Consider the following 21606-nt stretch of genomic DNA (forward strand, 5'->3'; position numbering starts at 1 on the left):
ATTTTTTCTTGGTTGTGTAGCGATTGCCGGAATTTATGGGGCTATCTCTGCAACAAAAAGAATATTTTTTGTTCAGCCTTTACCAGCTATTTTAGCGATCATCGCTGTACTTTTGAAATAATTCTTTCCCACAGACTTCACGGATGACACAGATTTTTAATATTTGAATCCGTGTTATTTGTGAAATCTGTGGGAAATTAACAATATAACAGTATTTCCCTATCTCATATAAAACACATAAGTCCCCCAATCTTTTAATCTTTAAATTTTTCAATCTTTTAAATGGCTTTCTTGCTGCAGGATTGATCTGGACTTTCTTTATTAAAGATGCAGAATGGCAAACGAATATTGCGCTCTTTTTTCTTGGTTGTGTAGCGATTGCCGGAATTTATGGGGCTATCTCTGCAACAAAAAGAATATTTTTTGTTCAGCCTTTACCAGCTATTTTAGCGATCATCGCTGTACTTTTGAAATAATTCTTTCCCACAGATTTCACGGATGACACAGATTTTTAATATTTGAATCCGTGTTATTTGTGAAATCTGTGGGAAATTAATAATATAACAATATTTCCCTATCTCATATAATGCACAGAAGTCCCCCCAATCTTTTAATCACTTCAGATCTCCCATCGATTGTTTAATTTTTTCCCGATGAATAATCCCCCAATTCACTAAGGTTTCTGTAACAGGAAGTACAGACTTTCCATAATCAGTCACGGCATACCTTACCGTAATTGGTTTTGTGTCCTGGATGGTACGGGTAATCAGCAAATTGATTTCCAGCTCTTTCAATTCCTTGCTCAACATTTTTGCTGAAATACCATCAATTCCTCTCTGGAGCTTTTTAAAATGAATTAACTGATCTGTACGGTTGGTTAAATACCGTAAGATCATCAACTTCCATTTCCCTCCCAAAACATCCAGACTATCACGCATAGCAAATAATTCTTCTGTGCATGTCGCTTCACGTTCTACTCCGTTTTCTATAATTTTTGACATAATAGTATCCTTAAAGTTACTAGTTACCAATAGTTAACTAGTAGCAAATATAAACTATTCTCCATCTACATTTGTCTTAAAATTCAATACAATGAAAACAGTAACATTGAATAAAGATTTTCAATTGCAAGATGGATGGACTGAAAGACCCCAACCAAAAAGCAATGAGGTTTTAATTCAAATAAAAGCAAGTGGGTTTAACCCAATCGACTATCAGATGCTTGAAAATGAGCTTGAACGAAAACTAATAAGTTCTCCGATTCTAGGACGAGAACTTTCAGGAATTATTGTTGGAAAAGGCGCAAATGTTTCTCAATTTGAAATCGGCGATGAGGTATTTTGTGGCAGTGGTTCCATGGGAAGCAATGGTTCCTATGCTGAATACATAACTGTACCAGAGGCTATCGTGGCTTTAAAACCTAAAAACATCTCATTTGAGCAGGCTGCCGCTATTCCATCCGTTGGAATGACCGCTTTACAAACTTTTAACCGTTTACAGCTAAAGCTTACTGATACTATATTGGTTACAGGTGCAACTGGTGGTGTAGGATCTTTTTTTGTCAAACTTTTAATTGCTAATCATTTCAAAAATATCGTTGCAACTGTAGGATCTGAAGAAAACAGAATGCTACTATTAGAAATGGGGCTTCAGAATAATCAGATCATTAATTACAAGGAAGATGATCTCGTAGAAAAATTAATTCAAGCAAATGGTGATCAGCTTTTTGACATAGGAGTTGATCTTGTTGGCAACTCCATGTCTGAAATAACCGCAGAAGTATTAAAGGTCCACGGGATGTATGTAGATGTTACTGCCCTAATCAGCAAAGATGCAAAGGAAACTCTATTCAATAAAGGAAATATCATTATGAACATTTCCAACTACACCTATAGCATGACAAGGAACTATGATTATTATAAAAACAGTTTAACACAAATCTCCAATCTCATTGAGGAACAACTGATTGCCCCACCCAAATACAGGATAATTGGAAACCTATCTCTGGAAACAGTCCTCAAAGCCCATCAAATACTCAAAAAGAATCTTACTCAGGGAAATAAATTAATTATGACTCATTAATTATGAACAAAATACCAAGACCCATCGTTACAGGAATTCAAAACGGAAAATCAACTATTGTTGAAGATCAAAGGGTAGAAAATGTGGTAGAGCATCTACCTGGATTGATTATTTCAGATTTATGGAATACACAAAAAACTCCGGCAAATCTGGATTTTGAAATTCCCATTCCCAATACCGGATTTCCCCAGACTCCAAAAAACGGAACTTATTTTCGATATGTAGTAATTCCACCTGATAAAGATCTCGGAGTTGAATCTAAGGTCGGAGAACCTCATCCAATGATGCATCAGACTCAGACTTTAGACTATATCATTATTTTGTCTGGTGAACTCTATCTGATCATGGAAGAAGGTGAAACGCTTCTTAAAACCGGAGATATTGTAATACAGCGGGGAACGAACCACGCATGGAGCAATCGTTCCGATGAGCCTTGTATTCAACTGGCAGTATTGATTGGTGCAGAAGAGTGAGAGTGATTGAAAGATTTAAGAATTTAATTATTTAAAGATTGAAATGATTTCTCGTGGTATAACCGATTGAATAATTTTAATATTAAAAAATTCTCGCGGATTCAATAGATCATTATCAAAAATCTGCGTCATCTGCTCAATCTGCGAGAGAAATATTAATTATAAGTATTAGATATTTCTGCAAGCTTCTTCTTCATCAATTCAGGTTTAAACTCTCCTTCATGATAATACACCAAATTCTGATCAGCATCCAATATGATCCATAGTGGATAAACGGGCTGACTTTTATTTTTAGATAATGCTAAAGCCAATTCGTGGATCCCGGAATTTCCATTTGGAAGATAGTTAAACTCCTTCCCCTCAAAACGGATCTTGTCCTTAGTCTTTTCCGCTTCAAAATTGATAAAATAGAAGTGATCATTAATCAGATTGACTAGATCTTTATCTTTATTCAGATTAAAAGATTCAATTTTACAAATGGCACACCAGCCTGTATACAGATGAATAATGACAGGTTTGGGATGTCCGTCATGCAACGTTTCCAGTTCAGAAAAAGTGCCCTCTCTCATCTTTTGAGAAAGACAAAAGTAGGGCACTAACATTAAAAATAAAATCGAAAATATTTTCATTTCAAAGTATATCTTATTCCAAAAAATCCACGAATTCTCTGCATAGGTGCATACCCATAAGCAGTATCGAATTTGTAATTATTTGGATTATTAATAGGGTCATTTACATGTTGATCAAACGGGTCAAAAGGTCGCATTAAAGGATCTTTGGGTGTAAAATTGAAAAGGTTTTTAATTCCACAATACACTTCAAATCCAGATTTAAAGGCTTTTGAAACCTGGATATTAGCCAACGAATAGAAGGGTGAATACTCAGGGCGGAAATCATCCGGTAAAACAGGTAATCTCATGGGTCCATAAAACTGACCTGTAAAATCCACCGTTAAAGCATTCGGGAATTTATAGGTCAGACTGTAAGTTCCGCTCCATTTCGGGGCATGCAGCTGCTGAACTTTAGCATTTTCACCATCTAATTTCTGAAACACTTCAAGATAGGTCACTCCCAGATTAACACTAAGAGGAAAACTAAAACTAAAGTCTACATTCATCGAAGCTCCTTTGGAAATACCATATCCATGAAGATTATCATAAATAATTTTATCCGGATCTGTATCAAAATCACCTACAATCTTATTACTGAAATAGGTATAAAATGCAGAGGCATCGAGATTAATCAGGCGATTGCCTACTGGAATTTTCCAGATATAATTTAAATTTCCATTGATTGATTTTTCAGGCTTTAGATCAGATTTTATAACTACTTCCCGGGAACCCGTTAATGCTGCGTGGTCTTCCGTAAATAAATTCACAACCCTAAACCCGGTTCCAAAATTAAACCGGAGTGTGTGATAAGGATTGGGAGAAAATTTCCATGCAAATCTTGGTGAATGTACAGAATGATGAATTCTGTCATAATCGTATCTGTAGCCTAGCAATATTGTGTTTTTAGAATCGAGTTCCCATTGATCCTGAATAAAAGCTCCTAAAATCGGAGACTTCATAGGTTCATTGGTAAGTCCATCCGCTGACGAAGTTCCGGGAGTATTATCATCATAAAATGTTCTTTTGTATGTAACTCCCAAGATCAGATCATGATTTCCAAATTTTCTATCCCAATACGTCTGAACGAAAGCCACTTTCTGCTTGGCATCATAGGGATTTGTCCCATAAAAAGAATCCTGATTATGGTAATTATAAGAGAATTGAGTAATGATCTGTTCTTTCAATGGCCACTGATACACTCCCAAAGCTTCTACTCTATTGGTATAAATACTTTCCCCATACACTTTATCTCCTCCCCTGTCAGCTTTTGTCCATTGCATTTCACCACCAAAACGGTCTTCATATAAATACCGTAGTGCTAAGCTTGCCAATCTGTTTTCCTTTCTCTGAAAATTCCATTTATTAAAGACAGAAATCCTATTCTGAAGAGTAGCATCCGTAAAATTATCCTTGTTCTGATCTATCCTTTTAGTAAAATTGAAATAATTCAGACTTAATAAAGAAGCAGCTTTCTTTCCCACATTGAACTTGGTTGATAAATCTATGTTATCCTCACTCCAGGTACTTGTCATGACATCCAGACTTAATTTAGGAGCTGTTAATGCATTTTTTGTGATGATATTGATTACGCCTCCCATCGCTTCCGAGCCATAAATAGATGAAGCGGGGCCCTTCACTACTTCTATCCTGTCTACCAGGCTATTGGGAATTCCACTTAATCCATATACTGTGGATAATGAACTTACAATAGGCATCCCATCAATCAGAATCATTGTGTATGGTCCTTCAAGACCGTTAATATGGATATCTCCTGTATTACATACAGAACAGTTCAACTGAGGACGTACACCATTCACCATAGAAATGGCTTCAAAAATATTAGGAGTCGGATTCTTCTGGAAAAATTTCTGGCTATAAATTTCCACAGCTACCGGGCTTTTAGACCGACTTATTGGCTTTATGGTACCAGTAACTACAACATCATCAATTAATTTGGTTTTGATTTCTTTTTTTGTAACAGTAATAGAATCAGGCTTAAGGTTTTGATTTAAATGTAAACTATCTGTTTCCTGAGAGAAACAATAAGAAGATAAAAGTACAACAGAAAATAATATTCGCTTCATGAAATAATAATTGTTAGGCAAATCTAACAATTATTTTCGAAACAAAAAACTTTATGATAAATATCCTTTAAAATAATTCGTCAAAAATTATTAAATTTGAGAAAATATAAAGGTAAAATGAGATATAACCATTCCGGGAACATCCCACAGAAAAGACATACGATTTTTAAATCTCCTGAAGATAAATTCTACTATGAACAACTTTTCGGAACGGAAGGTTTTCATGGCATCTCTTCTTTGCTTTATCATATTCACCGCCCTACTCAGATCAAATCTATAGGAACAGCAAAAGATGTGACACCTAAAATTGCGGTTGAAAAAAATGTAACTCCCAGAATGTTTAAGGGCATGCAGGTAACTCCTGAGGATGATTTTCTGGACAGCAGAAAGTTTCTTTTGGTGAATAACGACCTTAAAATGGGATTATCAAAACCTAGAAAATCTACTGACTATTTCTATAAAAATGCAGAATGTGATGAACTTTTATTTGTTCATGAAGGAAGCGGAGTTCTAAAAACATTTGTTGGTAATCTGGATTTCTCAACAGGTGACTATCTTATTATACCAAGAGGAACAATCTACCAAGTAGAACTTCATTCTGAAAACACTGTATTTTTCGTACTGGAAAGTCATTCTCCAATTTATACTCCAAAACGTTACAGAAATGAATTCGGGCAGCTTTTAGAACATTCTCCATTTTGTGAGAGAGACATCATCGCACCGACATTCGTTGAACCGAAAGATGAAAAAGGAGAGTTTTTAATTAAAGTAAAAAAAGAAAATCAGATCACCGATTTCATTTATGCAACACATCCTTTTGATGTAGTTGGTTGGGACGGTTACTTCTACCCTTATAAATTTAATATCAAAAACTTTGAGCCTATAACCGGAAGAATACACCAACCACCTCCGATTCACCAAAATTTTGAAGGACATAATTTCGTAGTATGCTCTTTCTGTGCAAGAATGTATGATTACCATCCATTAGCAATCCCTGCACCATACAACCATTCCAATATAGATTCTGATGAGGTTTTATTCTACACTGAAGGAGACTTTATGAGCCGTAATCACGTAGATCTTATGGATTTCAGTTTACATCCTGGAGGAATCGTTCATGGCCCACACCCAGGGGCAATGGAAAGAAGTATCGGTAAAAAATTCACCGAAGAATATGCTGTGATGGTGGATCCGTTCCGTCCTTTAAAAATCACAGAGGAGGCTATGAAAGTAGAAGACCCAACTTATAAAACATCCTGGTTGGAATAAACAGCAAAAGACACAGATGACTGTAAACAACAGTCGATAAATATTATTTCAAAAAAAATCAATATGTACAATTATATTAGTGCAGAGGAAGCCGTATATACAGTAAAGAGTGGTAATCGGGTATTTTTCCACGGAAGTGCATGTACACCCAATTATCTTATTGATGAATTAGCAAGACAGTCTCACAGATTAGAAAACGTGGAAATGGTATCCATTACCCAGCAGGGAAACGTTGAGATTGCAAAGCCACAATACAAAGACAGCTTTTTTGTCAATTCGCTGTTTGTTTCCACACCCGTAAGAGAAGCGGTAAATTCCGAAAGAGGAGATTTCGTGCCTGTTTTTTTAAGTGAGATTCCTATTTTATTCAGGAATAACATCCTGCCTTTGGACGTAGCACTTATTACTGTTTCTCCTCCAGACAAACACGGTTTTTGTACATTAGGTACCTCAGTAGACGTGGCCAGAGCTGCTGTAGATACTGCTAAAATAATTGTTGCCATCGTAAATCCATTAATGCCAAGAACGCATGGAGATGGGATGATTCACATCAGCAGGATCAATAAACTGGTATGGCATGAAGAGGAATTGCCTACGGTAGATTATGGATCAAAAGTAGGTCCTGAAGAAATGTTGGTTGGAAAAAATGTAGCTGAACTTATTGACGATAAATCTACTATCCAAATGGGTATCGGAACAATTCCTGATGCCGTTTTAAAATGTTTGGGAAATCATAAAGATTTGGGTATTCATACTGAGATGCTAAGTGATGGAGTAATAGATCTCATTCAAAATGATGTGATCAACAACAAATACAAAGGTTACAACGATAATAAAACAATAACCAGTTTCTGTTTTGGAACCAGAAAGCTCTATGATTATGTAGATGATAACACCGTTTTTGCATTTAAGGATGTAAGTGACGTAAACTTCCCTATCAATATCATGCGGAACAAAAAAATGGTTGCTATTAATTCTGCTATTGAAATTGATTTGACAGGACAGGTTTGTGCCGATTCTATAGGAACTTTACAATACAGCGGTATCGGAGGACAAATGGATTTCATGAGAGGAGCCGCTTTAAGCGAGGGAGGAAAACCAATTATTGCGATTACTTCTAGAACCAAAAAAGGGATTTCAAGGATTGTTCCTTATTTGAAGCAAGGAGCCGGTGTTGTGACGACAAGAGGACATATTCATTATGTGGTTACAGAATATGGAACCGCTTACTTATATGGAAAAAATCTACGTCAAAGAGCACAGGAACTGATCAGTATTGCTCATCCGGATGATAGGGAAATGTTAGAGCAGGCAGCTTTCGAAAGGTTTAAACATTAAATTATTTTACTCAGGGAAAACCGCTTGTTTACTGAACAAAAAGGGATAAGCAAAAGGCAACATAAGTCTTTGGCAACATTTTTGATAAACCCCTTCTAAAGTAAGGAAATTGAAAACCATATATAACTCTATTAGGGAAGAAATAGTAAAACATTCCAAGATTAAAAATTCTGTTTTGGGGAATGTGAGAGACTGGAAAAGAAGTCACTATATCATTCTTTCCGAAATTATAAAAGATCAGCTATCTGAATCTGAAGAACTGAAGGGCGGCAAAAAATTTGAAATCGGAAATACGATTTCCCATGTTACCTTACAGCGTTTTTTTGAAAATGATTATCAGGATAAGACTCATAATGACCTTCGTTTTCTGAAAACATTGGACAAGATCTGTATCTTTTTGGGATTCAAAGACCTAAACGCCTACATTCAGTTCGTTAGAGAGAAAAAACAAGATAGTGATTCCGATGATGAGGCGTTCTTTAGCAATATTGTTTACCAATATTGTTCAACCGCTTTTGAATTCTATAAAAAATTTCCTGAACATAATACCCAGCTCTTTAAAGAACTTGTTTTTGATGATTCTCCCTTTCTTGAAAGAGCAACCCATTTTAGTAAGGAATTATGTGACAGGCAATTTCAATTGGTCACCAAAAATAACCGCTCCAACTTTGAGGTTTTCGACATTCATATGGTAACGGATGAGCCTGATAAAAAGATCCTGGAAACTCAGGAATTCTGGAACCTCTTATTCAAGGTTGGCGAGACCGGGGAGGAAAATTTTGTAAATCAGCTTAATACCCAAATCTACTTCATCAGAAAAATAGATAATGTCTGGAAAATATGGGATAATTATAATCCTGATGCAGGTAGACTCAACAATAAAAAATGAAAGCTGTAGAATATCTACAGCTTTCAAATTTTCGAAAATATCTTCTTTTCACTTGTCTTTGTATTACAAATGTAGATAACCGAATTGTAACACAATAAACTTAAACATACTTAAATGAACTTTTCTTTAAGCCTATGTTAAGCGTCCTTAAGGATTTCCTATTAATACTTTTGCCATATCTAAGATTTTTGTAATTTGCATACCTATAAAAATAAAAGTAAAAAGAAAATATGTCAACACTTACATTTGCCGAAAAAATTGCTCAAGCAGAGAATTTTTTGCCAATTAATGGCACAGATTACATTGAGTTCTATGTAGGAAATGCTAAACAGGCTGCTCATTTTTATAAAACCGCTTTTGGTTTTCAGTCTGTAGCATATGCTGGTCCTGAAACAGGAGTAAGGGATCGTGCTTCTTATGTTCTTCAACAGGGAAAAATAAGATTAATTTTAACGACGGGACTTACCTCTGAATCACCAATCAACGAACATGTAAAAAAACACGGAGATGGAGTAAAAGTTTTAGCACTTTGGGTGGATGACGCTTACAAAGCTTTTGAGGAAACTACAAAAAGAGGTGGTAAACCTTATTTAGAGCCTGTAACTTTAACTGACGAACATGGTGAAGTAAGAATGTCCGGAATTTATACTTACGGAGAAACTGTTCACATGTTTGTAGAAAGAAAAAATTACACTGGACCTTTCATGCCTGGATACGAAAAATGGGAAAGTGCATATCAGCCTGAAGATGCTGGATTACTATATGTAGACCATTGTGTAGGAAATGTAGATTGGAACAGAATGCTTCCAACTGTAGAGTGGTATGAAAAAGTAATGGGATTTGTAAACATTCTTTCTTTTGATGACAAACAGATCAATACAGAGTATTCAGCATTGATGTCTAAAGTAATGTCAAACGGAAACGGATTTGCTAAATTCCCTATCAACGAGCCTGCAGAAGGAAAGAAAAAATCTCAGGTAGAGGAATATCTTGATTTCTATGAAGGTGAAGGTGTTCAGCATATCGCAGTGGCAACAAAAGACATTATTCATACGGTAACACAACTTAAAAAAAGAGGTGTAGAGTTCCTTTCTGCTCCACCAGAAGCATATTATGATATGGTTCCTGAAAGAGTTGGGCATATTGATGAAGATCTTAAGAAATTACAAGATTTAGGAATACTTATTGATCATGATGAGGAAGGATACCTTTTACAGATCTTTACAAAACCAGTAGAAGACCGTCCTACTCTTTTCTTTGAAATTATTGAAAGACATGGTGCACAAAGCTTCGGAGCTGGTAACTTCAAAGCATTATTTGAAGCATTAGAAAGAGAGCAGGATAAAAGAGGAAATCTTTAATCCACAGAAATAAATACTAAGTTTTGTCAGGATACAAAGTCTTGACAAAACTTTTTTTTAAAACACTTACTATGAAAAAAATTGTATTTGGAATTTTATTTTTCAGTGCCTTAGGCGTAAAAGCTCAGTATGGAACACTTAATGAAATTCTTAACAGACTTGAAGAAAGAAAAGGCATCAATCAACATCTGGAAAACGTAAATATAGACGACAAAAAGTTTGTTTTTATCAAAGATGCTGATGACCATACAGAGAGGGATTTTATTATCATTAAAGGAAACAATGCAACGTATGTAGAAGTTTTCGATGATAAAGCTACTGGCGAAAGCAGTTCAAATGTTTTCACAGGAGATATCATCAGAAAAAAGAATATTGTTTCTTTGAGAGCTAATATTCTTGAAGGTAAAAAAGTTCCTATTCCGGTTACAAAAACTTTATTATTAACAAGACAAGATAATATCCTGTACCTGATCGACGTTAATACTAAGGACAGGTGGATTGATGAAGCCTCTTATTCAAAAAAATAATATAAATATCTTGAGGGCGCTCGTTATTGCGGGGAGCGTAGTGAGAAAGTAATTTATTTGATATCTCAATTTTAATCAGCCTTAATGATGTTAATTCGACCATTAAGAATGCTGATGAGTTTTAAGAATATTTAGTTGGAAAACTTCGCTTTTCTGCTACGGCCACTTGAGATATTGAAACCCAAATTTTAACAGATTTATTAATCTCAATTAAATTACAATCTTATGAAATCATTTGTAGAGTATTCCTCAAATTCAGACTTTTCTATACATAATATTCCTTTTGGAGTAGCTGTTTTCAATAAAGAGTATATTGGATGTTGCACAAGAATCGGAGATCAGGTTGTTGATCTTGCCAGCCTATATGATCTTGGTTATTTTGAAGATATCACAGGACTTGAAGACAACGTCTTTGAAGCTTATACCTTAAACGAATTTATCGAATTAGGAAAACCGGTTACCAATGCCGTTCGTACTAAAATTCAGGAATTATTACAGGAAGGATCGAATTTATCAAAAGATCAGAAAACAATAGAAGAAGCTTTTTATGATCTTGATAAAGTAAGAATGATCATGCCTATTCATATTCCCAATTATACGGATTTCTACAGCAGTATAGAACATGCAACAAACGTTGGAAAAATGTTCCGTGATCCAGCCAATGCTTTATTACCTAACTGGAAACATTTACCTGTTGGTTATCATGGTAGAGCATCTTCAATCGTTATTTCCGGAACAGATATCAACCGACCAAAAGGTCAGACAAAACCTGCTGATTCAGAAAAACCAATCTTTGGAGCTTCCAAACAACTGGATTTTGAACTAGAAATGGCTTTTATCATTAATAAAAATACGGATATGGGCGAAAGTGTTTCTACAAAAGAAGCAGAAGACGCTATATTCGGAATGGTTATTTTCAATGACTGGTCTGCAAGAGATATTCAGGCTTGGGAATACGTTCCACTAGGGCCATTTTTAGGTAAAAACTTTGGTTCATCTATTTCTCCGTGGGTAGTTACTTTAGAAGCTCTTGCTCCTTTCAGAACCTCTTCTCCAGTACAGGATCCTGAAGTTTTAGATTACTTAAAATTTGAAGGTGACAAGAATTATGATATCAATCTTGAGGTCTACTTACAGCCTGAGAACGGAGAAGAAAATCTAATCGTTGAAAGTAATTATAAATTCATGTATTGGAATATGACACAGCAGTTGGCTCATCATACCATAAATGGCTGTAACCTTGAAGTTGGTGATTTGTATGCAAGTGGTACTATTTCAGGAAGTGATCCTAAATCGTTTGGTTCTATGCTTGAATTATCTTGGAAAGGACAAAACCCTATCCAGCTAAAAAATGGTCAGGAAAGAAAATTCATTGAAGACAATGATACTGTTACAATGAAAGCGTGGGCGGAAAAAGATGGTGTAAGAGTGGGATTCGGTGAAGTTAGTGGAAAAATAATTCCAACTTTGTAAAAAATCTTAACCACAAAAGTCACAAAAGATTTGATGATTACGCAATCCTACTTAACCGATTTGACTTATAAAGTAAATGGAGCTTGCATAGAAGTTCACAAAATTTTAGGTCCTGGTTTATTAGAAAGCGTTTATCACAAGTGCTTAGCGGAAGAATTACAATTACGAAATATCCGTTTCGAAACGGAGCTAAAAATCCCAGTTATTTACAAAGGAAAAGAGCTCAAATGTGATTTTTTTGTGATTTTTTAATTGAAGATCTCATTGTTGTAGAATTGAAAGCAGTTGTTGAATTAAATGATATTCATCGTGCTCAAATTCTTAACTATATTAATTTAATGAAAAAACCCAAAGGCATATTAGTTAATTTTAATGTGAAAAATTTATATTATGAAGGTCAGGAAACTGTTGTAAACCAATATTACAATATGCTTTTTTGAACTTAAATGATTTAAATTAATTTCTTTAAAATTAACTTTTGTGACTTTTGTAGTTAATACAAAAATATGAAAACAGTTATACCCTCCGAAATAACCGCTGTTCAATTACAAACAATCATGCAGACTGCTGTTTCACCACGACCAATTGCGTTGGCGTCTACAGTAGATAAAAATGGTGTTATTAATTTATCTCCATTCAGCTTTTTTAATATGTTCAGTACGGTTCCACCTATCCTGATCTTTTCACCATCAAGAAGAGTTCGTGACAATACCACAAAGCATACTCTGGAAAATGTTTTAGAAGTTCCGGAGGTAGTTATTGGAACGGTTAATTTCCCAATCGTACAACAAATATCCTTAGCTTCAACAGAATATGAAGGTGGTGTAAATGAGTTTGTCAAGTCCGGACTCACCATGAAAGATGCAGATTTAGTACAACCTAAGCTTATTGAGGAGTGTCCTGTCAACTTTGAATGCAAAGTACTTGAGATAAAACCTTTGGGAGATCAGGGAGGAGCTGGAAATCTGGTTATTTGTGAAGTACAGAAAATACATATCAGAGAAGAATATCTGAACGAGCAAGGTAATTTGGATCAGGCAAAGCTTGATATGGTAGCCCGCTTGGGAGTAAACTGGTATTCTAGAAGTAATGAAAACAGTCTTTTTGAAGTTCCTAAGCCTTTGGTAACAAAAGGAATTGGCTTTGATCTTCTTCCTGATGCTATAAAACTTAGCAAAATCTTTACAGGAAATGATCTGGGAATGCTTGCTAATGTAGAAATATTACCATTGGGAAATTACCAGGCGGACGAAGATATTCATAAAAAGGCACAAGACCTTTTATTAGAAAACAACATTGAAGAAGCCTGGAGAATCCTAGTTATTTGATAAGATCTCTATGAAAAAATAAAAAAGATGGTTAAAAACCATCTTTTTTATTTCCTCCAACATCAGTCAACTCTACTTCTCTATTAAACTTTTTCATCAGCAATTCTTTATCATTTATATTTTGAATATTGATATGGAATACATTTTCAAGCAGAATAAGCAATTCCTCATAATTATTAATATCAATATTTTCTCTTACTCCGTTATTGTAACGCATATTAAGAGATGTATTATTCAAAGTGTACCGGGCTATCCCATCAACTTTAGTCACGATCAGATTTTCTCTGAATATGGAAGACGGATTTGTCGCAATATACCAATTGGCCACCTCTACATCAGACTGTTCTACAGACTCCAAAGAAAACTCATAGATTGGCATTTTATCCTCTGCTATTAAGGTTAGAGTATATATATGATTCTCTTTTGATATTGTAAAAATTCCGTTAGGTGTTACTTGTTGTTCTTCAGAATCCAAAATCAATGGTGAAGTGAGTGTTACTGTACCAAACCCTGAATCAACAAGGTACTTTTCACCCTCAAAAGATACAATAAGTAGCATATGAGTCCGTGGAGATTTGCTCTCCTTTTTTCCACCCCACAAAACTCTACCAAGATGACTTGTGACATCAAAGCCAATTGTCTCAAGGACATTTTTCAACAAAACATTTTGCTCATAGCAATATCCTCCTCTATTGTGCATAACCAATTTAGTGAATACAGACTTCCAGTCTACCTTCGGAACATGGCCAGTATAGGTATCTGTATTCTCAAAGGTAATGTATTGTGGTTGCAGAGCGTGGATATCTTTTAGAGTTTCAATAGTAGGGTCTGCATTCTTAGAATAATGTATTCTGTCAAAATATTTTTTCAATTCTGTATTTTCCATTGTATATTTTTTTTAATTCATTTTATTTGAAAAGCCTTGCTGCTACAAAAATCCCATAATTGTTTTTTATAATCCTTTCTGGTCCATAAGCATCAAAGTTGGCTCCAATCCCGAAACTATAGTCTTTATAGCTCAGTCCTGCTCTTACCATTAAATAACTTCTTGCATGAATCCCGTTCTTTACAGATCTCGCATATAACCCCTGTAGTCTTGAATATATTTTCCATTGATCATTTAATTTAGGTTTATATTCCAACATTCCAAAACCCTCCAGATTACTATTATCTGCCAAATCAATTCTAGGTCCAATAACAAGAGTAATTTCCTCTTTTACGTAGGAATATAACAACATAACACTTGGTCGTAAGCCCGTTGACGGTGTATAATGAATACCTCCGAACAACCGGAACCCCTTTACAAACTCATACGCCAAATTGAATTGAGACATCGCATCTTTAGCATTCTGCTCATTCCATTTTGAGGAAATATTGCTGACACTGAAAAAAGATAAACCGGGTACATCTTTAAAATTTTTATTGATGTTTAGCTGTGAAGCAATTCCAGCATTTCCGGTGAGGATTTCAAAAACGACAGGAGGATTTCTATCTCCTTCCCCGTCTTTTAATTGACCCTGAGCAAAAACAGCATATCCTAAGAAAAACAGCAGTGAAATTTTAAAATTCATATTATCAAACTATTACACTGCAAATTTCAGCAGGATAACCAGTCCGAACATAGAACAAATAAGGCAATTAATAGGACAAACCAATCCTTTTTCTATATTGATTGGGAGAAACCCCAGAATGCTTCTTAAAAAAACGGGTGAAATAAGAGGGGTCCTCAATTCCTAAAGAAAAGGCAATATCCGCAATACTCAGTTGAGTATTTGAAAGTAAGGATCTCGCCTCCATGGTCAAGGTTTCATTAATGATTGAAGAAGCTGTTTTTCCCGTTGCCATTTTTACGGATTTATTCAAATGATTAGGAGAAACGTGAAGCATATCTGCATATTCCTGAATGCTGTGAATTGAATTTACATATTGTGTAATTGCTTTTCTAAAATGAAAAGCAGTCGTTTCATTAGTCGTAAGAATAATGGGAGGAAGATCCTGTATGATAGATTTTACCTCTGCTAAAAAAGTTTGTAGATAGGAACTTATTAGATCTGTATCATTTTGCATATAAGACTCCTTCATTCTTTTTAAAATAAAGAGAAGATTCTCTTTTGTTTTATCTGTTACGGCAATACGATGATCATTTTTAAGATCCAAATAATTCAGTATTTCCTGAAGGTTTTTGAAACCATTATCCCTTGAAAGAAGTTCATCCGGAAAATGACAGTAATAACCTTCTACATCTTCAGAAAATACTTCCATCGTTCTTATCTTATAAGCAGGCAACATCATGAGAGTAGATTCTGGAATAGAATATGAATCTGAACATACTGTTTTTACCACTTCCCCTTTTTTCACAAAAACAAAATCATTCACTGTAAGACGATGAGGAAGAAACGGCAACTGCAACTGATCTTTTTGAAGAGATAATTCAATAATGAAAAAATCCGCTGATTCTTTATGAGTAGATTTTTCAGAATCGCTTTTTATCACTGCCTGAAAGTTCTCTGGATCATATTGAGGAATGAGTGTCATATTTCATAGTAGGATTATATTGTTTCCATTTTCAAGTTAATGAAATCAATACACTTTTCAGTCACTACATTAAGATCTGTTGGTAGTTCCCCACTTTCCCATGGCTCTTTTGCACCAAATGTATGATTTGCATTTTCTATTAAAAATAATTCAGAATTAGGGTTCAGAATATGAAGATGTTCAGCTTCTTTTACAGGAACACTTTCATCGTTTGTTCCATGAATGATTAACACATGGGCTTTTGCCATTTCCATCGCTCTTTCCACATCAAAACGATGTACATCTTTTTCAAAATCCTCATAAAATTGATAGTAATGAGGCATCTCCTGTTTCGTTCTTCCGTTTACAACATAATAAACGCCATCATTCTTCCATTTTCCCAATCCCGCTTCTTTTGGAAAACGATCTAAAGTATCTACACTTGCTAATGTAATCAATCCATTGATCCTTTCATCTTCATAGGTTTTTATAATAGAAATTCCACCTCCCCTGCTATGTCCTACTAAAATGATCTTTTGATCATCCACATTGTTATCTTGACTAAAAAAATCTATGACAGCCCCCAGATCAGAAAGTTCTTTTGAATAATTATTATTTCCAAAAGCTTCCAGGTCTCCAAAATTATGAGGATCTTCTACAGTGGTTCCATTATGAGAAGAATTAAATTTAACAAAGAAAAAACCTGTCTTTGCAAATTTTTCAGCCATCAGATTCCAGGCTCCCCAATCTTTATAGCCTTTATAGCCGTGAACAAAAATCACCAATGGAAGTTTTCCATTGGTTTCCGGATAGTAAGCATCTGCAAGAAAATCCCTTGTTTCAGGATTTGAAATGATAATATTCTGTTTTTTAATGAGTCCCATATTTTGTTGCTTATTGGTTAATCGCAAAGGCGCAAGATTTTCATTTTACTTTGTGTTTTTTAAGGCGCAAGAAAATCAGAGATTTTCTATTAGGATAAATTACATTTTATAATCTCTCTATTATTTTCATTCCTGAGTAAGAATACTATAAAATTTTTATCTCTGATAAAAATCCTTGCGCCTTAAAAATACAAAGCAAATTATTTTGATTGCGCCTTTGCGATTGGCTTATTTTTCACTTAAAAATATTAAAAATAGAAATAAACACAAAGTAAAATCTTATTTTTGCTGTATGTTGGATTTAAGAACAGTAACTGTAATGCGTTATATACTGCCATTAAGAGAAGGAGGTTCACTTCCTGCTTTGGCAGAGGCTGATGATGATTTTAAATATGTACTGAAATTCCGTGGCGCTGGCCATGGCGTAAAAATGCTGATCTCTGAACTCTTAGGTGGAAAAATAACTGAAATTTTAGGATTGAAAATTCCCGAATTGGTTTTTGTGAACCTTGATGTTGATTTTGGTAGAACAGAAGCGGATGAAGAAATTCAGGACCTGCTGAAATCTTCTGAAGGACTGAATCTTGGGCTTCACTATCTTTCAGGGTCTATCACTTATGATCCGGGAGTGGTTATCGATCCCCTACTGGCTTCAAAAATTGTATGGCTGGATGCATTTATTACCAACATTGACCGTACCTATAAAAACACGAATTTGCTGATGTGGCATAAGGAACTATGGGTGATAGATAATGGAGCTTCCTTTTATTTTCATCATTCATGGCAGAATTTTGATACTGCAGCGAAAACTCCTTTTAAATACGTAAAAGATCATGTTTTACTTCCAAAAGCTAAAATGCTGGATGAAGCAGATCAGTGGGCTCATGAAGTTTTAAATGATACCGTATTCCGGGAAATTGTTAACTTAATTCCTGAAGATTGGTTACAGTGGAATGATGCTGAGGAAACTCCTGAAGAAATTCGTGAGATCTATTTCCAATTTATGAAAACAAGACTAGAGAATTCACAAATCTTTGTAAACGAAGCGAAAAATGCAAGAGGATAAAATATATGAATACGCCGTAATACGTTTGGTACCTAAGGTTGAAAGAGAAGAATTTTTCAACATAGGCTTGGTGATGTTTTCAAAGAAAGAAAAGTTTATTCACGCTGATTTTTATCTGTGTCCTGATAAATTCAAATTGATGCACAGTAAACTGGACTATGAAGATGTAATACAGAATCTGGAAAGTTTTAAAAAAATCGCCAATGGTGATAAGGAAGGTGGGCCTATCGCTTTGCTGGAAATCCCTGAACGCTTCCGTTGGCTAACAGCCGTACGAAGTTCTGTTATTCAAACATCACGACCTCATCCCGGAAAATCAAAAGATCTGGAAAAGACTTTTGGTAAACTTTTTGAAGAATTAGTAAAATAACCAATTCTCTCAAAAAAATTATATGAAATCACTTAAGATCAATATCATATCACACAGGTTTTTATCAAACCTGTTTTTTATTTTCTTTCTGATTGTATTTAATCTAAGTTTTTCACAAAACCTTGCCATGCCAAAGGGTGAAAAGAGTACTCTTTTATCAGAAAAAACTCTTTCTTCAGAAAATATCTTCTACAAGACAAATAAAGAAGGTTCAATGGCCCTGGATATGTATGGTCCAAAAATCAGTTCTGATAAAAAATATCCTGTCCTCATTTATGTGCATGGCGGAGGCTGGGTTGGCGGCGATAAAATAGTACACGCTGACTCCTATATCGAAAACATGATTTTAAAATTGGTAGAAAAAGAATATATCGTGATAAGTGTCAACTATACATTGGTCAACAAAGATGTCCACTTCCCTCTTCCGATTCAGGATACTAAAGACGCTATCCGATGGGTAAGAAAAAACGCAGATCAATATCATTTCGACACCAATAATATAGGGCTTTTCGGAGTATCTGCAGGAGCTCACCTTTCCTTACTAGCGGCATATACTCAGGACAATGAATTCATTGGAGATCCTGGGTTGTCTTCTTATTCTGCAAAAGTAAACTATGTTGTAAACAACTATGGGCCAACTGATCTCAATAAGCTCCTTCATACCCGTATAGGAAATGTAGGTGTCTTTTTTGTCAGTCTGTTCTCTAAGAAAATTGTTGACCTTAGAGAAAAACTGATCTTGGGGATATCAGGTTATGATATTAAAAAAGACAAAAGAAAAGTGATCGATTATTTTAATACATTATCCCCGGTAACTTATGTTGATAATGCTACTCCGACATTAATTCTACAAGGAAATAAAGATAAAATCGTTCCTTTAAAGCAGTCTAGAATACTACAGAAAAAATTGGATCAAAAGGATGTAAAAAATAACCTGACCATTGTGGAAGGAGGTATACATGGTTTTGGGACAACAGATAAAGCATACCTTAACCAACTGGTCGATGAAATGGTAGCCTATATTGTATCTCAAAAAAAGTAGCAAACAAATTATTATCTTCAAATATTGAAACTTAACTATATAGTTTTCAAACCAATAAAACACACTACAAATTGATTCATAAATATTTATAAAATTAAAACATTAGAAAATCTATTAATTTGCTAAATTGATATACATATCAATATTTTTTATTCATAAAATAATTAACTTGGCCATTGTTTAAATTATTCAAAATAAAATAAACAAAAATTTTAATTATCTATTTATAAAAAACTAAGACGATATGGATTTCCTAAATAACATCAATGCTCTTACTTTAGTTTTCACATCACTCCTTATTTTCGCAATAGCGTATCGTATTTATGGGATTTTCCTTGCCAATAAGGTATTGCGTCTCAATGATAAAAATACGACCCCGGCACTTGAATTTGCAGATGGTAAAGATTATGTTGCTACCAATAAAAATGTTCTTTTCGGACATCATTTTGCTGCTATCGCGGCAGCGGGGCCTTTGGTAGGGCCTGTTCTTGCTGCACAATTCGGATATCTTCCCGGAGCTTTATGGATTCTAATAGGGTGTGTTTTAGGAGGAGGAGTGCATGATATGGTGGTGTTATTTGCATCTGTACGTCATAAAGGACAAAGTTTAGCTACCATTGCATCTAAAGAAATTGGTAAAACAACAGGAACCGTAGCCGGCTTCGCTATTTTATTCATCTTGATTCTCACATTGGCAGGTCTATCACTTGCCTGTATCAATGCAATGCATGAGGCATCATGGTCTTTATTTACTGTAGTGATTACAATGCCCATCGCCATTATTATGGGATTAATTATGCGTTATAGAAAAAACAGTGTCACTTTTGCAAGTATACTGGGTGGAGTGCTTTTGATAGCAGGTATCATTGGTGGGCACAATCTTATGCAAAACGAAACCATGAATAGTCTATTTTCATGGGATATTACTACTATTTCTATAGCAATACCTTTATATGGCTTTTTAGCATCTGTTTTACCTGTTTGGTTATTGTTGGTACCGAGAGATTATCTTTCTACCTATTTAAAAATCGGAACCATTGTAATGCTCGCCATAGGAGTTATTGCCATTCATCCAACTGTTCAAATGCCGGCTATCAGCCAATTTGTGAATGGTGGAGGACCTGTAATAGGAGGACCTGTTCTTCCTTTTATTTTTATAGTTATTGCCTGTGGAGCTATTTCCGGATTCCATGCTGTTATCGCAACCGGAACTACCCCTAAGATGTTGAATAAAGAAAGAGAAATTCTTTTTGTAGGCTACGGCGCTATGCTTGTTGAAGGATTCGTTGCCCTGATGGCATTAATTGCAGCTTGTACTTTGATGCCCGGCGACTATTTTGCTATTAACACTCCGAAAGAATCTTATGATGCATTCCTTGCTGCCCATCCATCTTTACATGGAGTGGATATTGATTATTTTTCACAGAAAATAGGAATCGACCTCCATGGAAGAACAGGAGGCGCAGTATCTCTGGCTGTAGGAATGGCTCATATTTTCAATAAAATCCCTTATATGGATCAATTGATGGCCTATTGGTACAACTTTGCGATCATGTTTGAAGCTGTATTTATTCTCACCGCTATCGATGCTGGAACAAGAGTTGGACGTTTCTTTTTACAGGAAATGCTGGGTTCTGTAATTCCAAAATTTAACGACAAGAACTGGACTCCAGGAATTATTATCAGCAGTCTCTTATTTACTTTCGCATGGGGATACCTTGTCTTTACCGGTAATGTAAGTAGTATTTGGCCATTATTTGGAATCAGTAATCAACTTTTAGCAGCGTGTGGCCTTATTGTATGTACAACGATGCTCATCCGTCTGAATAGAGGTAAATATGCACTCTGCTCCGCTATTCCTGGTGTTTTCATGGCAATCATTACATTCTGGGCAGGCTATATCCAGGTAACAGATATCTATCTTCCTAAAGGACAATATTTGCTTGCTACCCTAGCAGTAGTCGCTATGGTTCTTATGCTTATCGTTTTTATCGGGGCTTTTAGAAAATGGTATGAGCTTTTGAAAATCACTAAATCCGAAACTGATTTCTATGGAGAGACAGTAAAAGAACTGGTTGAGAGATAAAGTTATGAGTTGAGCGATTTGTTTCTCTATATGATATTTTGCGTGCTCTGATTATTTTTATACATTTGTTCTGCTTTAGGGGTATTCTAAAAAAGAATTGAGAGAGTCCCTTTGAACCTGATACGGCTTACACCGACGTAGGGAAAAGCAAAAAGACATTACTTACAATGTACTTTTGTTTTGGATTTTTTCCTGAAGCTATTTTTATG

At 35.1% G+C, this 21606-nt stretch carries 22 protein-coding genes, 1 pseudogene and 1 riboswitch; of the genes and pseudogenes, 16 read left to right on the plus strand and 7 right to left on the minus strand.

What is annotated here, in order from left to right:
• Both JHL15_RS05390 and JHL15_RS05395 read left to right on the plus strand, forming a co-directional pair.
• The coding region (locus JHL15_RS05390; protein ID WP_200243972.1) for a DUF1304 family protein at positions 1-121 on the plus strand (121 nt) is incomplete at its 5' end.
• Positions 122-221: 100 nt separating this feature from the next.
• The gene (locus JHL15_RS05395; RefSeq protein ID WP_200244468.1) at positions 222-476 is read left to right on the plus strand and encodes a DUF1304 domain-containing protein; all 255 of its coding nucleotides are present in this window, start codon (positions 222-224) and stop codon (positions 474-476) included.
• Positions 477-614: 138 nt separating this feature from the next.
• On the opposite strand, the gene JHL15_RS05400 is transcribed toward JHL15_RS05395, so the two are convergent.
• On the minus strand, positions 615-1001 hold the full coding sequence (locus tag JHL15_RS05400; protein WP_200243974.1) for a winged helix-turn-helix transcriptional regulator: 387 nt from the start codon (positions 999-1001) through the stop codon (positions 615-617).
• A gap of 91 nt (positions 1002-1092) precedes the next feature.
• Between JHL15_RS05400 and JHL15_RS05405 the strand changes: the two genes are divergently transcribed.
• On the plus strand, positions 1093-2082 hold the full coding sequence (locus JHL15_RS05405; protein WP_200243975.1) for an NADP-dependent oxidoreductase: 990 nt from the start codon (positions 1093-1095) through the stop codon (positions 2080-2082).
• Between the two features lie 2 nt (positions 2083-2084).
• On the plus strand, positions 2085-2555 hold the full coding sequence (locus tag JHL15_RS05410) for a cupin domain-containing protein (protein WP_200243977.1): 471 nt from the start codon (positions 2085-2087) through the stop codon (positions 2553-2555).
• A gap of 155 nt (positions 2556-2710) precedes the next feature.
• On the opposite strand, the gene JHL15_RS05415 is transcribed toward JHL15_RS05410, so the two are convergent.
• Positions 2711-3124 carry a thioredoxin domain-containing protein gene (locus JHL15_RS05415; RefSeq protein ID WP_234047693.1) on the minus strand — a complete coding sequence of 138 codons (414 nt, stop codon included), beginning with the start codon at positions 3122-3124 and terminating at the stop codon, positions 2711-2713.
• 56 nt (positions 3125-3180) lie between these two features.
• The gene (locus tag JHL15_RS05420; protein WP_200243982.1) at positions 3181-5250 is read right to left on the minus strand and encodes a TonB-dependent receptor plug domain-containing protein; all 2070 of its coding nucleotides are present in this window, start codon (positions 5248-5250) and stop codon (positions 3181-3183) included.
• A 117-nt stretch (positions 5251-5367) separates the two neighbouring features.
• Between JHL15_RS05420 and JHL15_RS05425 the strand changes: the two genes are divergently transcribed.
• The 8 genes and pseudogenes from JHL15_RS05425 to JHL15_RS05460 all read left to right on the plus strand — a co-directional run bounded on the left by JHL15_RS05425 (position 5368) and on the right by JHL15_RS05460 (position 13435).
• Complete coding sequence (locus JHL15_RS05425; RefSeq protein ID WP_200244469.1) at positions 5368-6519, plus strand: homogentisate 1,2-dioxygenase; 1152 nt, start codon at positions 5368-5370, stop codon at positions 6517-6519.
• 63 nt (positions 6520-6582) lie between these two features.
• Positions 6583-7857 (plus strand): acetyl-CoA hydrolase/transferase family protein, encoded by a 1275-nt coding sequence (locus JHL15_RS05430; RefSeq protein WP_200243983.1) that lies wholly within the window; start codon positions 6583-6585, stop codon positions 7855-7857.
• Between the two features lie 109 nt (positions 7858-7966).
• On the plus strand, positions 7967-8746 hold the full coding sequence (locus tag JHL15_RS05435) for a hypothetical protein (protein WP_200243986.1): 780 nt from the start codon (positions 7967-7969) through the stop codon (positions 8744-8746).
• A gap of 230 nt (positions 8747-8976) precedes the next feature.
• Positions 8977-10107: a 4-hydroxyphenylpyruvate dioxygenase gene (gene hppD / locus JHL15_RS05440; protein ID WP_200243989.1), complete on the plus strand. Its 1131-nt coding sequence runs from the start codon at positions 8977-8979 to the stop codon at positions 10105-10107.
• Between the two features lie 71 nt (positions 10108-10178).
• Entirely contained in the window at positions 10179-10634 is a 456-nt protein-coding gene (locus JHL15_RS05445) for a hypothetical protein (protein WP_200243992.1), read from the plus strand.
• Between the two features lie 225 nt (positions 10635-10859).
• Positions 10860-12107 (plus strand): fumarylacetoacetase, encoded by a 1248-nt coding sequence (gene fahA, locus JHL15_RS05450; RefSeq protein WP_200243995.1) that lies wholly within the window; start codon positions 10860-10862, stop codon positions 12105-12107.
• Positions 12108-12140: 33 nt separating this feature from the next.
• A pseudogene (locus JHL15_RS05455) lies at positions 12141-12547 on the plus strand (GxxExxY protein).
• 66 nt (positions 12548-12613) lie between these two features.
• Positions 12614-13435: a flavin reductase family protein gene (locus JHL15_RS05460; protein WP_200243998.1), complete on the plus strand. Its 822-nt coding sequence runs from the start codon at positions 12614-12616 to the stop codon at positions 13433-13435.
• A gap of 31 nt (positions 13436-13466) precedes the next feature.
• Here JHL15_RS05460 and JHL15_RS05465 read toward each other — a convergent pair whose 3' ends face one another.
• From JHL15_RS05465 to JHL15_RS05480, 4 genes are all read right to left on the minus strand, one after another.
• Positions 13467-14321, minus strand: a complete 855-nt coding sequence (locus JHL15_RS05465; protein ID WP_200244001.1) for an arylamine N-acetyltransferase family protein — start codon at positions 14319-14321, stop codon at positions 13467-13469.
• A 22-nt stretch (positions 14322-14343) separates the two neighbouring features.
• On the minus strand, positions 14344-15006 hold the full coding sequence (locus JHL15_RS05470) for a hypothetical protein (RefSeq protein WP_234047694.1): 663 nt from the start codon (positions 15004-15006) through the stop codon (positions 14344-14346).
• Positions 15007-15073: 67 nt separating this feature from the next.
• Positions 15074-15970: a helix-turn-helix domain-containing protein gene (locus JHL15_RS05475; RefSeq protein ID WP_200244003.1), complete on the minus strand. Its 897-nt coding sequence runs from the start codon at positions 15968-15970 to the stop codon at positions 15074-15076.
• Between the two features lie 14 nt (positions 15971-15984).
• Complete coding sequence (locus JHL15_RS05480; RefSeq protein WP_200244005.1) at positions 15985-16833, minus strand: alpha/beta hydrolase family protein; 849 nt, start codon at positions 16831-16833, stop codon at positions 15985-15987.
• Positions 16834-17125: 292 nt separating this feature from the next.
• On the opposite strand from JHL15_RS05480, the gene JHL15_RS05485 reads away from it, so the two are divergent.
• The 4 genes from JHL15_RS05485 to JHL15_RS05500 all read left to right on the plus strand — a co-directional run bounded on the left by JHL15_RS05485 (position 17126) and on the right by JHL15_RS05500 (position 21397).
• The gene (locus JHL15_RS05485; protein ID WP_200244007.1) at positions 17126-17899 is read left to right on the plus strand and encodes a HipA family kinase; all 774 of its coding nucleotides are present in this window, start codon (positions 17126-17128) and stop codon (positions 17897-17899) included.
• The gene (locus tag JHL15_RS05490) at positions 17886-18269 is read left to right on the plus strand and encodes a DUF3037 domain-containing protein (protein ID WP_200244009.1); all 384 of its coding nucleotides are present in this window, start codon (positions 17886-17888) and stop codon (positions 18267-18269) included. Before JHL15_RS05485 ends, JHL15_RS05490 begins: the two co-directional genes overlap by 14 nt.
• Before the next feature lie 22 nt (positions 18270-18291).
• A complete protein-coding gene (locus JHL15_RS05495) occupies positions 18292-19311 on the plus strand; it encodes an alpha/beta hydrolase (RefSeq protein ID WP_200244011.1) in 1020 nt (339 codons plus the stop codon).
• A 244-nt stretch (positions 19312-19555) separates the two neighbouring features.
• The gene (locus JHL15_RS05500; RefSeq protein WP_200244014.1) at positions 19556-21397 is read left to right on the plus strand and encodes a carbon starvation CstA family protein; all 1842 of its coding nucleotides are present in this window, start codon (positions 19556-19558) and stop codon (positions 21395-21397) included.
• Between the two features lie 67 nt (positions 21398-21464).
• Positions 21465-21558, plus strand: a riboswitch (TPP riboswitch).
• The last annotated feature ends 48 nt before the right edge of the window (positions 21559-21606 follow it).

Origin of the sequence: Chryseobacterium paridis (assembly GCF_016595215.1) — a bacterium.
Lineage (GTDB): Bacteria > Bacteroidota > Bacteroidia > Flavobacteriales > Weeksellaceae > Chryseobacterium > Chryseobacterium paridis.